This is a genomic window from Amycolatopsis sp. lyj-23 (assembly GCF_046549135.1).
Taxonomy (GTDB): Bacteria; Actinomycetota; Actinomycetes; order Mycobacteriales; family Pseudonocardiaceae; genus Amycolatopsis.
Window position 1 is genome coordinate 92,383 of sequence record NZ_JAJPWN010000024.1, and the last position, 12,438, is coordinate 104,820.

General features: G+C 72.9%; 11 protein-coding genes and 1 pseudogene. 8 read left to right on the forward strand and 4 right to left on the reverse strand.

Annotated elements, in window-relative coordinates:
* Positions 1-10: 10 nt before the first annotated feature.
* Genes ACLJPY_RS44340 through ACLJPY_RS44350 form a run of 3 tightly spaced genes read left to right on the forward strand, consistent with a single transcriptional unit; the run spans position 11 to position 4,370 of the window.
* Complete coding sequence (locus ACLJPY_RS44340; RefSeq protein WP_410596998.1) at positions 11-3,067, forward strand: FAD-binding and (Fe-S)-binding domain-containing protein; 3,057 nt, start codon at positions 11-13, stop codon at positions 3,065-3,067.
* Entirely contained in the window at positions 3,064-3,375 is a 312-nt protein-coding gene (locus ACLJPY_RS44345; RefSeq protein ID WP_410596999.1) for a hypothetical protein, read from the forward strand. Before ACLJPY_RS44340 ends, ACLJPY_RS44345 begins: the two co-directional genes overlap by 4 nt.
* On the forward strand, positions 3,372-4,370 hold the full coding sequence (locus ACLJPY_RS44350) for an SDR family oxidoreductase (RefSeq protein ID WP_410597000.1): 999 nt from the start codon (positions 3,372-3,374) through the stop codon (positions 4,368-4,370). The genes ACLJPY_RS44345 and ACLJPY_RS44350 overlap by 4 nt, the downstream gene beginning before the upstream one ends.
* Before the next feature lie 52 nt (positions 4,371-4,422).
* Here ACLJPY_RS44350 and ACLJPY_RS44355 read toward each other — a convergent pair whose 3' ends face one another.
* A complete protein-coding gene (locus ACLJPY_RS44355) occupies positions 4,423-4,698 on the reverse strand; it encodes a hypothetical protein (RefSeq protein ID WP_410597001.1) in 276 nt (91 codons plus the stop codon).
* A 13-nt stretch (positions 4,699-4,711) separates the two neighbouring features.
* On the reverse strand, positions 4,712-5,374 hold the full coding sequence (locus tag ACLJPY_RS44360) for a hypothetical protein (protein WP_410597002.1): 663 nt from the start codon (positions 5,372-5,374) through the stop codon (positions 4,712-4,714).
* Between the two features lie 120 nt (positions 5,375-5,494).
* Here ACLJPY_RS44360 and ACLJPY_RS44365 point away from each other — a divergent pair.
* The 4 genes and pseudogenes from ACLJPY_RS44365 to ACLJPY_RS44380 form a co-directional block, all read left to right on the forward strand.
* Positions 5,495-5,680 (forward strand): annotated as a pseudogene (locus ACLJPY_RS44365) (helix-turn-helix domain-containing protein); the annotation flags it as partial.
* A 267-nt stretch (positions 5,681-5,947) separates the two neighbouring features.
* Positions 5,948-6,358, forward strand: coding sequence for a hypothetical protein (locus ACLJPY_RS44370; protein WP_410597064.1), 411 nt, complete (start codon positions 5,948-5,950; stop codon positions 6,356-6,358).
* A gap of 120 nt (positions 6,359-6,478) precedes the next feature.
* Complete coding sequence (locus ACLJPY_RS44375; protein WP_410597003.1) at positions 6,479-6,910, forward strand: hypothetical protein; 432 nt, start codon at positions 6,479-6,481, stop codon at positions 6,908-6,910.
* A 64-nt stretch (positions 6,911-6,974) separates the two neighbouring features.
* A complete protein-coding gene (locus ACLJPY_RS44380; RefSeq protein ID WP_410597004.1) occupies positions 6,975-7,928 on the forward strand; it encodes an esterase-like activity of phytase family protein in 954 nt (317 codons plus the stop codon).
* 5 nt (positions 7,929-7,933) lie between these two features.
* Here ACLJPY_RS44380 and ACLJPY_RS44385 read toward each other — a convergent pair whose 3' ends face one another.
* Positions 7,934-9,091 (reverse strand): TetR/AcrR family transcriptional regulator, encoded by a 1,158-nt coding sequence (locus ACLJPY_RS44385; protein WP_410597005.1) that lies wholly within the window; start codon positions 9,089-9,091, stop codon positions 7,934-7,936.
* 176 nt (positions 9,092-9,267) lie between these two features.
* On the opposite strand from ACLJPY_RS44385, the gene ACLJPY_RS44390 reads away from it, so the two are divergent.
* Positions 9,268-10,470 (forward strand): oxygenase MpaB family protein, encoded by a 1,203-nt coding sequence (locus ACLJPY_RS44390; RefSeq protein WP_410597006.1) that lies wholly within the window; start codon positions 9,268-9,270, stop codon positions 10,468-10,470.
* A 27-nt stretch (positions 10,471-10,497) separates the two neighbouring features.
* On the opposite strand, the gene ACLJPY_RS44395 is transcribed toward ACLJPY_RS44390, so the two are convergent.
* Positions 10,498-12,342 (reverse strand): RICIN domain-containing protein, encoded by a 1,845-nt coding sequence (locus ACLJPY_RS44395; RefSeq protein WP_410597007.1) that lies wholly within the window; start codon positions 12,340-12,342, stop codon positions 10,498-10,500.
* Positions 12,343-12,438: the final 96 nt, after the last annotated feature.

Consider the following 12,438-nt stretch of genomic DNA (forward strand, 5'->3'; position numbering starts at 1 on the left):
AGGATCCGCGATGGGACCCGTCCAGCTCCCCGATCCGGTGGTGCGCCACGCGGACCACGAAGACATCGACACGGACGCACTCGCCGCGGCACTGCGTGAACGCGTCGACGGCGAAGTGCGCTTCGACCGCGGTACGCGCGCCGCGTACTCGACCGACGCATCCAACTTCCGGCAGGTGCCCCTCGGCGTCGTGCTGCCCCACACGCCCGACGACGCTGTGGCGGCGCTCGCGGTCGCGCGGGAGTTCGGCGCCCCGGTGCTCTCGCGCGGCGGCGGCACGAGCCTCGCCGGCCAGTGCACGAACACCGCCGTCGTCCTCGACTTCTCCAAGTACTGCCACCGGCTCGAGTCGGTCGACGCCGACGCCCGGACCTGCATTGTCCAGCCGGGGATCGTGCTCGACGAGCTCAACCGGCAACTGGCCGACACGAAGCTGCGGTTCGGGCCGGAACCGGCGACGCACATGAACTGCACGCTCGGCGGGATGATCGGGAACAACTCGTGCGGGGCGACGGCCCAGCGGACCGGCAAGGTCGTCGACAACATCGCCCGTCTGGAAGTCGTCACCTCCGACGGCACCCGCTTCTGGTGCGGGGAAACCAGCGACGAGGAGTACGCCGAAATCGAGCGCCGCGGCGACCCGCGCGCGGCGATCTACCGGCAGCTGCGCCGGCTGCGCGACACCTACGCCGAGGAGATCCGCCGCCGCTACCCCGGCATCCCGCGCCGGGTTTCGGGCTACAACCTCGATTCCCTGCTGCCGGAGCACCACTTCGACGTCGCCGGGCTGCTCGTCGGCAGCGAGTCCACTTTGGTCACCGTGCTGCGGGCCGAGCTGGAGCTCGTCCCGGTGCTGCCGGAGCGGACGCTGGTGGTGCTCGGCTACCGCGACATCGCCACCGCCGCCGATGCCGTGCCCGCGGTCCTCCCGCACGAGCCGGTCGCGCTGGAAGGCGTCGACCACAAGCTGATCCGGGACGAGCAGCTCAAGGACATGAACCCGGACGCCCTCCGCGAGCTGCCGCACGGGCGCGCGTTCCTCATGGTTCAGTTCGCGGCCGCCACCCACGAGGAAGCCGAGCAGCAGGCGCACAAGATGCTCGACGCCCTGCACGGCACCGAGCACGAGGCCGACGCCGAGTTCCTCGACGACCCGGCCCGCGAAGACGAGCTGTGGCAGGTCCGCGAAGCCGGGCTCGGGGCCACCGCGCACCTGCCGGGCCGGCCCGACACCTTCGAAGGCTGGGAAGACTCCGCCGTCGCGCCGGAGCGGCTCGGCGAGTACCTGCGGAAGCTGACCGCGCTGTACGAAGAGTTCGGCTACGCGGGCGAAACGGGCCCGAGCCTGTACGGGCACTTCGGGCAGGGCTGCGTGCACACGCGGATCCCGTTCGACCTCTACACCGCCGACGGCGTCGCCACCTACCGGCGGTTCATGGAGCGCGCCGCCGACCTCGTCGCCGAGCTGGGCGGGTCGTTCTCCGGCGAGCACGGCGACGGCCAGTCGCGCGGCGAACTGCTGCCGAAGATGTTCGGCGAAGACCTGGTGACGGCGTTCGGCCGGCTGAAGGCGGTGTTCGACCCGGGGAACCGGATGAACCCCGGCAAGGTCGTCGCCCCCTACCGGCTCGACGAGAACCTGCGCCTGGGCAGCGGCTGGACGCCCGCCGACCCGCAGGACCTGTACTTCCGCTTCCCGCACGACGGCGGCTCGTTCGCCGAGGCGGCCAACCGCTGCGTCGGCGTCGGCCGGTGCCGGCAGCACACCACGAGCGGCGGGCAGGTCATGTGCCCGTCGTACCAGGTGACGGGCGAGGAGGAGCACTCCACGCGCGGCCGGGCCCGGCTGCTGTTCGAGATGCTCAACGGCCACGGCGACAGCCCGGTCGGCGACGGCTGGCGCTCGACCGACGTGCGCGAGGCACTCGACCTCTGCCTGGCCTGCAAGGGGTGCAAGACCGACTGTCCGGCCAATGTGGACATGGCGACGTACAAGGCGGAGTTCCTCGCCCACCACTACGAGGGCCGGCCGTGGCGGCGGCCGCGGTCGGACTTCACGATGGGCTGGCTGCCCGCCTTCGCCCAGATCGTGGGCCGCCTACGGGCCGGCCGTGTCGTGAACGCCGTGACGTACGCGCCCGGGCTGGCCCGGCTGGCGACCCGGATCGCCGGCGTCGAGGACCGCGAAGTGCCGATGTTCGCCGGGGAAACGCTGCAGCAGTGGTTCGCCCGGCGGGGGCCGTCCGGCACCGGCGCCCGCGGGACGGTGCTGCTGTGGCCGGACACGTTCACCAACTCGTTCCACCCGCACGTCGGGCGGGCCGCGGTCCGGGTGATCGAGGACGCGGGGTGGCGGGTGAGGCTGCCGTCCGCGCCGCTGTGCTGCGGGCTGACCTGGATCTCGACCGGGCAGCTGGGCGTGGCCAAGCACATCCTGGCGCGCACGGTCCGCGAACTGGCCGCGCACCTGCACGACGACGGGCTGGTGGTGGGCCTGGAACCCAGCTGCACGGCGGTGTTCCGCTCGGACGCGGCCGAGCTCTTCCCGGGCGACCACGACGTCCGGCGGCTGCGCGCGCAGACGGTCACCCTGGCCGAGCTGCTCACCGAGCACTCCCCCGGCTACCGGCCGCCGCGCCTGGACGCCGAGGCGATCGCGCAGGTCCACTGCCACCAGCACGCGGTCATGGGCTGGGACGCGGACCGGAAGCTCTTGCAGGCCGCCGGTGTGGACGCCGAGCACCTCGACTCGGGGTGTTGCGGCCTGGCCGGCAACTTCGGCTTCGAGAAGGGCCACCTGGACGTCTCGAAGGCGTGCGCCGAGCGGGTCCTGCTGCCCCGCGTGCGGGCCGCTTCGCCGGAGACGGCGGTGCTGGCCGACGGCTTCAGCTGCCGCACGCAGCTGCACGAACTCGACAGCGGCGGCCGCGAAGGCGTCCACCTGGCCGAGTTGCTGGCCCGCGGGCTCGACACCCCGGCGGAGCCACCGCGGCGCCGGCGCAGGGCGATGGCCGCCGCGGTCGGCGTCGCGGCGCTCGGGATCGCCGTCTGGCGGTGGGCCCGATGACGCGCCGGGTCGCGACGGCGCGGGCGCTGTGGGGCGGCGGGATCGTGGCCGCCTCGCGGGTGCTGCCGGTCCCGCGGAAAGTGGCGCTGGCCCTGGGCGTCCGCCACCTGGCCCAGGCCACGGCCGTCCTGCGGCGGCCGGACGGGGTGGTGGCCCGCTGGGGCTGGACGATCGACGTGGCGCACAGCGCCAGCATGCTCGGCTTGGCCGCGGTGTCCCGCCGGTGGCGGGCCGCGGCACTGGCGAACGCGGTGGTCGCGGCCGCCTGGGCCCGCGCGGCCCGCACCGGAGAACGGAGGCAGAAATGAACCAGGTCGTCGTCGTGACCGGGGCGAGCGGAGGCATCGGCCGCGCGGTCGCGCGGGCGTTCGGGGCCCGCCAGGCCAGCGTCGCCCTGCTGGCCCGGGGCAAGGAAGGCCTCGAAGCGGCCGCGGAAGACGTCACCCGCGAGGGCGGAACGCCCTTGGCCATCCCCACTGACGTCGCCGACTTCGACCAGGTCGACGCGGCGGCGGCCCGGGTCGAGCGGGAACTCGGCCCGATCGACGTGTGGGTCAACGTGGCGTTCACGTCGGTGTTCGCGCCGTTCGGGGAGATCGAGCCGGCCGAGTTCCGGCGCGTCACCGAAGTCAGCTACCTCGGCTACGTCCACGGCACGATGGCCGCCCTGCGCCGGATGAAGTCCCGTGACCGCGGCACGATCGTGCAGGTCGGCTCGGCGCTGGCGTACCGCGGGATCCCGTTGCAGAGCGCGTATTGCGGCGCGAAGCACGCGATCCAGGGGTTCAACGAGGCCCTGCGCTGCGAGCTGCTGCACGACGGCAGCCACATCCGCACGACGATGGTCCAGATGCCGGCGGTCAACACCCCGCAGTTCTCCTGGGTCCGGTCGAAGCTCCCGGACCAGGCCCAGCCGGTACCCCCGATCTACCAGCCGGAGGTCGCCGCCCGCGCGGTGCTGCACGCGGCCGACCACCCCCGCCGCCGCGAGTACTGGGTCGGCGGCAGCACGGCGGGCACGCTGATCGCGAACGCCGTGGCGCCGGGCGTCCTCGACCGGTACCTGGCCCGGACCGGCTACCGCTCCCAGCAGACCGGGGAGAAGAAGCCGGCGGACCAGCCGGAGAACCTGTGGTCGCCGGCGGACCAGGCGCGCGATTTCGGGGCGCACGGCCAGTTCGACGCGAAAGCGACCCCGAGGAGCGCGCAGCTGTGGGCGAGCCGGCACCACGGGGTCGTGGCCGCGGCGGGAGGCGCGCTGGCCGCGGCGGCGCTGGCGGTCTGGCGGCGGGCCCGGTCGTGACCCCGCCCGCGCCACGGCCCCGGCGGGGGGCCGGGGCCGTGGCCGGTCCGGGTCAGCAGAAGTACTGGGCCAGGACGTAGCCGCCGTAGGGCGAGTTGATGTGCCACCACACGTTGTCGTTGTGGTTGTCGACGTTGACGCGGACGCCGTAGCCGATCGTCTCGCCGGGGATGGCCGCCCCGCCGGGGGAATACCGGACGGTGACGCTGTCCGGCGCGCCGCACTGCCAGCGGACTTCCTGCACCGAAGCCCCGGCGACGGCGGGGGTCAGGCCGAGCGTCGCGGCCGCCAGGACACCGGCGGCGATCACGGTCTTCGCACTGCGCATGATGGTTCCTTCCTCAGTCGTCGTCGTTGTAGAGCGAGGCCGGCCGCTGGACGCAGCCGATCGGCAGGAAACCCCAGCCGAGCACGGGATCGCGGACGACGACCGCCTGGCCGTCGCGCGTGGTGAAGCGGTAGCGGACGCTGCTCTGCGGTGCGCCCGCCGGCGTGGCCCAGTGGCCGCCGTTCGCCGTGAAATCGGTTCCGTAGAAGTAGTTGAAGGACAGGGTGCAGGCCGTGTTGGCCGGCACCGGGCTCCCGTCGGTCGCCTGGTGCGCCGGGGCGTTGTAGTCCCGGCCCACCGTCAGGCGGTGGGAAATCGTCCCTTGCGTGGTGGTGGAACAGCTGTCCGCGGTCGGCCCGAGATCGGCGCCCATCGAGCCGGGGAGCACCCAGCCGCACATGTTCACCGTCGACTGCGCCCGGCCGAAGTGCCAATTGGCGCTCGTCGTGACCTCGTCGTCGAAGCTGTCCCCCGGCATGGCGCGGCCGAGGTAGTACCCGCTCGGCTTATTGACGATCCAGCTGCCGCCACCGTCGATCGGCGCGCCGGTGCTCGGCGACGGCGCCGTGACGATCCGGTGCACTTCCCCGGCGTGCGCCGCGGGCCCGGCCGTCAGCAGCGCCGATGTGGCGAGCACCGCCGCCACGAGCCCGGCCGGCATTCGGAGTTTCCCCATTCGCTCCCTCCTCTCATTCGGTAATCGGTGACCTCACCGAATGGTTCCTAGTGAACGGCTGGCGGCCGCGGCTAGGGTTCGGGACGCATCCGGATGGATCCGGACGGAAACGGGGAGAAGATGCCGACCGGAACGACCGAACAATTGATCAATGATCTGCGCGGGATCCGCCGAAGAAACGGCATGCCGAGTTTCTCCGAGCTGGCCAGGAGAACCGGCTACCCCCGCAGCACGCTGCACGACGCCCTGAAGGGTGGCCGCCTGCCGGCGTGCGACCTGGTGGTGGCACTGGCCGAAGCGTGCGGAGAACCGGGTCCGGCGTGGAAGGAGCGCTGGATCGCGGCCTCCGCCGAGGTCGAACCGCCCCCGGCACCCGGACCCGCCCCTGGCGGCCGACAACCACCAGCCCCAGCCAACTCCGGCGACCACCCCCACATCCCAGGCGAAGGACACCCGGCATTCGAAGCGGTCCCAGTGGAACACCCTGGCGGCCCCGACCAACAGCACCCCGCGCCTCAGGTCGCCCCCACCAGTGCCGCGGAACGGCCCAGCGCCCCACACGCGCGTCCGGCGGTGTCCGGCGGCCGTCCGGAATCATCCGGCGGATCGCCCACCGTCTCCACCGCCCTCGGCGAACCCCCACCCCGTCGTGACGGGTGGCTGCGCGCTCGCCGGGTCAGCGTCGTCACCGCGCTGGTCGCCGGCGCCGTTGCCGGGCTGCTCGGCGGCGCGGTCGCTCTCCTCGGTGCGCGCGGCGAACCGTGCGTGCCCGCGCGCGAATACCGGGTCACCCGGGACGGGGCCGTGCTCGACGCCGTCGGCAGTCCCGTCGGCGAGGTGCGCGTCGCCGATGTCGTGCAGGTCCGCAGCCTGGCCCACGACCGGTATCCGCACCGGTACTTCGGCACCGTCGCCCGGACCGGCGTGAGCGGGTACGTCGACGAAGCGAAGCTGGCCTACACCGCGCCCGTCTGCACCGACTGACCGCGCCCGGCGACCTCGGCCGAAAGGACGAGGCCGCGGCCGCCGAACCGCCCCTTCGGCCGAGGTGGCCCGGCCCTCCGCTCCCCTAGCTTGAGCACCGAAGCCGGGAGGAGGGGACCCGTGAAGCGCATCATCGTCGTGGCCGCGGCCGTGGCGGGGGCCGCCGTGGTGGCCGTCGGGGCCACCGTGATCGCCACCGCCGCCGATCCCGTTTCCCCCGAAGTCCTCGGCGCCACCCCGGCCGACGCCGGGCACGGCGACGAAGGCAAGTACACCACCGGGGACTACGTGCTCACCGTGCACGAACTCGACGACGACGGCGAGGGCATCAGCACCGCCATCGGTCCGCACACCACGTTCTACTCGAAAACCCTGCACGGCACCGGAACCCGGAAGCCGACCGTGCTCAAGTTCGCCGCCGGCGCGGACTCCGACGCGCCGGTCGTCTTCGGCTACCCCGTTCCGGCGCCCGGGCGGGGCGTCGACTGCGTGGCTTCCGGGACCGAGGCCGCGCCGCAGGTGCGGTGCGAGACGAAGTTGCCCGCGAGGTGATCGGCTCGGTACAGTCCGGAACAACGCCGCGCTGCCCCCCGCCCTCCGGCCCCTGGAGCACGACGTGCGTACCCTCCTCTCTCTCGCCGCTGTCCTTCTCCTCGTTCCCACCGGCACCGCCCAAGCCGCCACGCCGCTGAAGTGGCCCGGCGATCCGGCCGTCGCGGTCGCCGACGCCGCCGGTGTCCTCGGCGACAACGTCAGCGGGCTCTCCTTCGACGGCCCCGATGTGCTCTGGGCGGTCAAGAACGGCCCGGGCACCCTCTACCGGCTCGTCCGCGACGGCAGCGGCTGGCGCCCCGCCGACGACTGGAAGCTGCACTACCGCGACGGCCACGGCGATCCGGACGCCGAAGGGGTCGTGGTCACGCCCGACGGCGTGCTCGCCGCGACCGAGCGCGACAACGACGGGGACGGCAGCCTGCTCAAGGTGCTGCGGTACGCCCCGCGGGCGGCAGCCACCGAGCTCGACGCCGCCGCGGAGTGGGACCTCACCGGCGACCTGCCCGCCGTCGACGACAACGGCGGCTTCGAGGGCATCGCGTGGATCCCCGATTCCTTCCTCACCGCCGGCGGCTTCCGCGACGAGCACGCGAAAGCGCCGTACGACCCAGCCGCCTACCCGCGCCACGGCACCGGCCTCTACTTCCTCGGCCTCGAAGACGCGGGCCGGATCTACGCCTACGCCCTCGACCAGACCGGCGGCGGCTTCACCCGGGTGGCGTCCTTCCCGGCCGGCTTCCCGAAGGTGATGGAGCTGGAGTTCGACCCCGCGAGCGGCAGCCTCTGGTCGGTCTGCGACGACACCTGCTCCGGCAAGACGGCGACGCTGAAGCTCAGCGGCGGCAAGTTCACCGTCACCGCGACCTACGCACGGCCGTCGAAGATGCCGAACTACAACAACGAAGGGTTCGCGATCACCCCGCGCTGCTCCGCCGGGCGCCGCGCGGTCGTCTGGTCCGACGACGGCAACGACGGTGGCCACGCCCTGCGCACGGGAACGCTGCCCTGCGCCTGAGGGGTTCACACCCCGAGCGCACTCACCAGCAAGGCGGCCACCGCCGCCCGGTGCTCGGGGCGGTCCGCCCAGCGCAGCCGGCGGCCCGCCTCGACCACCACGCCGAAGCCCGCGTGCACCAGCACGCGGGCCTGGCGCGGGTCGAGGTCCGGGCGGGCCTGGCGCAGGTACTGCTCCCAGACGGCGATGTGCTCGCGCTGCGCCGCGACCAGCGGGCGGCGCAAACCGTCGGGCAACCCGGCGATTTCCGCGTTGGCCACGCTGTTGAGGGCGCTGTGCTCGAAGCTGTACGCCACGTACGTCGCCGTCAACGCGCTCAGGGCCTCGTGCGGATCCGTTCTCCCGCGCAGGTTGTGCTCGACCGCCTGGGCCAGCAGCGCCGCGGCCTGCAGGCACGCCGCCGCCAGGATGTCGGCCTTGCCGGGGAAGTACCGGTAGAGCGCGGACGGCACCAGCCCCACCGCTTCGGCGATCCGGCCGTTCGTCACCGTGGCGAACCCGTCCCGTTCGAACATCGGGACGGCGGCCGCGAGGATCTCCGAACGCCGGGTCCGGGGCACCGGCGGGGCCGGGATCTCGACCGCGGGCGCCGTCGCCGCGGCCGGCTCGGTGGCGGCCACCCGCCGGGCGGCGGCCTGCAGCAGTTCCCCGACCCGGCGCTGGGCGATCGCGTTGTGGTGCATCGTGACCGACCCGATGGCCCCGAGGGCGGCGACGGCCCGCAGGTGCTCTTCGGGACCCGGGTGCTCGCGGTGCACCGCGTCCGCCACGCGCTCGACGACGTGCGCGAACTTCTCCGCGAGCTGCTTGCGGTCGGCCCGCTCGAGGTAGCGGGCCTCCCAGCGGTACACGCCGCCGGTCTCCCGGTGGGCGACGGTGACCCGGGTGACGGCGGCGAAGACGGCCGCGAGGGACGCGTCGGAGGGCACTTCGGCGAGCGCGGCGACGAGCCGGTCCGCCATGACGTTCGCGCACTCGGCGAACAGCGCGTACTTGTTCGGGAAGTGCCGGTACAGCGCGGCCGCGGTGATGCCCACGCGCGCCGCGATCTCTTCCATCGACGCCGCGTGGTAGCCGCGCTCGCTGAACACCGCGGCGCCCGCCTCGACGACGAGCTGCCTGCGGTTGCGCGGCCGGAGGGCCGCGGCCGGCTCGGCGGTCACCGCGGCCGCCGGGCCGCGGTGCGCGGGGTTCGGGCCATGCCTGCCAGTCAACCACAGGCGCGCGGGGTCTTGCCGACCCGCGAGCGAGCTTCTATGTTAATGAGGAATCTCCTCTCAAGCACCGCTCATACGCACGTCGAACCGGCTACTGCCTACCAAGGAAGCTAGGTAAGTAAATGAGCAATCTCAGCAGGAGGAACGCGCTCTCGCTCGGTGTCGCGCTGGGCCTGGCGGGCGCGGCGAACGTCGTCCCGGCCGGGGCGGCCACCGTGTCCACCACGGCCACGCCGGCGGGCGCCGACCCGTGGTGGGTCTGGGACGACGAGCTCGACCCGCTGATGGCCGGCGTCGTCGACAGCGGCCGGGTGCCCGCGGTCAACACCGCGCTGCGGTCGTGGGTGGACAACGCCGACCCGCTGCCGTCCGGCCTGCCCGCCGACCTCACCGCCTGGCTGCAGCGGGTCAACCGGCTGCCCGCCTGGGCCGACCCCGCCAAGCTGCGCCGCGCCGCCGACTTCAACCGGCGCAAGGACACCTACCTGTTCGTGCTCTACGGCCTCGGCAGCGGCATCATGAGCACGGTGATCCCGCGGGAGGCGCGGTCGGTCTACTGGTCCGCGGGCGGCGCCGCCATGCAGGACCGCGCGGCCAAGACGTTCACCTTCGGCTACGACCTCGGCGAAGCGGGCGCGTTCGAACCCTCGGGCCAGTTCGTGGTCACCGCCAACAAGACCCGCCTGGTGCACGCCGCGGTGCGCCACCTGCTGCCGCAGTCGCCGCACTGGCGGGCGGTGGCCGACGAGCGGGTGCCGATCAGCAACGGCGACATCCTGGTCACCTTCCACAGCCTCGGCACCTTCGTGCACCGCAAGCTCAAAGAGTGGCATGTCCCGATGTCCGCCGCGGACGAGGACGCCTTCCTCCACCAGTGGCAGGTCGCGATCCACCTGCTCGGCGTGCGGGACGAGTTCATCCCGCAGACGTGGGCCGCGGCCGACGCGCAGTCGGCGCAGGTGCTGACCCCGCTGCTCGCCCCCACGCCGGAGGGCAAGGAGCTGGCCGCCGACCTGCTCGGGCTGACGGCCCAGGTCGACCTCGGCGTCACCCGCGGCTTCCTGAACGAGTTCGTGCGGTACGTGCTCAGCAACGAGGTCGGCGACTGGCTCGGCCTGCCGCGCGACTACGCGGCCGCCACCCTGGTCCGCACCGGCTGGCCCGCGTACATCGCCTTCCGGGAAGGCCTGCTGCCCATCGCCCCGGCCGGCTTCTACCTCTTCGACCAGTTCATCCGCGCGCTCGCCATGTTGTTCCTCAACAAGGGAACGTCCCCGACGAGCACGCCCATCACGATCCCCACCGGCAACCGGCCCGGCGCCTGAGCACGCCGGGCCGGCCGGGAGCCGGGGTCAGGCCGGTCCCCGCCCCCACAGCCGCCAGGTCTGGTTGAGCGGGCTGTTCTGGTTCACCGGCTTGCACGTCCACTGGATGACCGGGGCACGCGTGGCCGTCGAAACCCCGTTGACGTCGAGGCACTTGCCGCTGTGCCGGGCGACGAGCTGGTAGTCGTGGACGTCGTTGCCGCCGTAGGTCACCCGGCGCGGCGAGAACTGCTGGTTCGCGGCCCCGTCGGTGCACGTCCGCTGCTGGACGGCGGCACCGTCGTCGGCGGAAGCGCCGGCCACCTCGAGGCACTTGCCGCTCTGCTGGTTGACGACGGTGTACGTGCCCGCGGCCCCGGCCACCGGCCGGAAGTTCCACAGCTGCTGGCCCCCGCCTTCGCAGACGTCCTGCTGCTGCCGGTTGCCGTCCGCGGTGCCGAGGTCGGTGTTGTCCAGGCACTGCTGGGAGTGCTGGGCGACGGCGACGGACTGGAAGCTCCCGTCCGACGGCGGCAGCAGCGTGATGTCGAGCGCGTCGTCGACGGTGGTGTGCGGGAGGTTCACGGTGACGGCGTTGCCGGAGACGGCCACCACCGAGTCCCGGATGGTGACCGGGCTCTGGACGGCGGCACCGCCGTTGAACGGGATCTGCTGGACGACGACCCGCACCTGGTTGTTCTGGACGACGCCGGTGGTCGTGTCCAGGCGCTGCAGGGCGACCGCGACGTTCCCGGTCGTGCCGCCCCCGCCGACGAGGACCTTCGCGACGCCGGGCGCCTTCGTGGCGAAGGGGTCGTAGGCCGGACTGGCCTTCGTGCCGACGAGCTGGCCGGTTTGCGAGGCGTAGAAGCGGTAGGCCCACCATTCGCCCTTGGGCTGGTACCGGCCCGCGGAGTTGCGGACGAGCAGGTTGGCGAGGTCGTTGTGCAGGTTCCCGGCACTGGCCCAGTTGGCGCGCAGCCCGTCGGCGCCGGCCCGTTCGAGCCGGGCGATGTACCAGGCGCCGTCCCCGGGGTTCTGCTCGTTCGAAGCGCCGTACTCGTTGATCTGGTAGGGCCGCGGGTGCGCGATGCCGCGCGAGCCGAGCGACGCATCGGCCGCGGCGACGTTCGCCACCGGATCACCCGGCAGCGAGTGCCAGCTGACGATGTCCGGCACCGTGTTCGAGCCGCGGACGAAGTCGAGGTACTGCGTCCACCAGCTCGCCGAGGTGGACGGCACCCCGGCCAGGCTCGGACCGACGATCGCCTGGGCCGGGAAGGCCGCCCGGATGCGCTGGTACGCGCGCTGCCACATCGCGAAGTACTGGCTCTGCGGCCGGTTCCAGAACAGCGAGATGTTGGGCTCGTTCCAGATGTCCCACTCCACCGGGGCGCCGGTCGCCCGCACATCGTTGATCAGCCGGGTGAGGAAGGCGTCGTAGTCCGACCAGTCGCCGTTGTCGCCGGGAAAGCGGGAGATGGGGTAACCGTCGGCGCCCCAGAGATCGTGCACGAGCAGGACGAACTGCCCGCCGAGCGACCGGGTGCGCAGCAGCTGGGCGCGGGTGGCGTTCCACCGCCGGTCGTACCGGCCGGACACCCAGCCGCCGGGGCTGTCCAGCTGCGCCCCGCCGGCCCGCATCGCCTGGAAGTTGACGTCCCGGTAGAAGTGATCGGGCGGGTTCGAGGCGTTCTCGGTCATGCCGTAGATCCACCCGGACGCCCGGAAGGTGGGCGAGCCGCCGACAACGGAGAAGTCCACGGAGACGGATTCGTCCGCGGCCCCGGCCGGCGCGGGAAGGGCCACGGCGGAGGCACCGAGCAGTGCCCCGGCGAGCAGAAGGGCGGCCAGGCCGCGCCGAGCGCGAGGCCGCTGACGCAAGAGGTCCACAGACGACTCCTTTGGCGGTGGACGACGGTGAGCGAACGCAATCATCGAACCGGTTCGACTAACGAAGACGGTACGCCTGCGGGCAATTCACCGACA

Coding starts and splice junctions, on each gene's coding strand:
- ACLJPY_RS44340 (WP_410596998.1), top strand. CDS start 11: ATGGGACCCGTCCAGCTCCCCGATCCGGTGGTGCGCCACGCGGACCAC.
- ACLJPY_RS44345 (WP_410596999.1), top strand. CDS start 3,064: ATGACGCGCCGGGTCGCGACGGCGCGGGCGCTGTGGGGCGGCGGGATC.
- ACLJPY_RS44350 (WP_410597000.1), top strand. CDS start 3,372: ATGAACCAGGTCGTCGTCGTGACCGGGGCGAGCGGAGGCATCGGCCGC.
- ACLJPY_RS44355 (WP_410597001.1), bottom strand. CDS start 4,698: ATGCGCAGTGCGAAGACCGTGATCGCCGCCGGTGTCCTGGCGGCCGCG.
- ACLJPY_RS44360 (WP_410597002.1), bottom strand. CDS start 5,374: ATGGGGAAACTCCGAATGCCGGCCGGGCTCGTGGCGGCGGTGCTCGCC.
- ACLJPY_RS44390 (WP_410597006.1), top strand. CDS start 9,268: ATGAGCAATCTCAGCAGGAGGAACGCGCTCTCGCTCGGTGTCGCGCTG.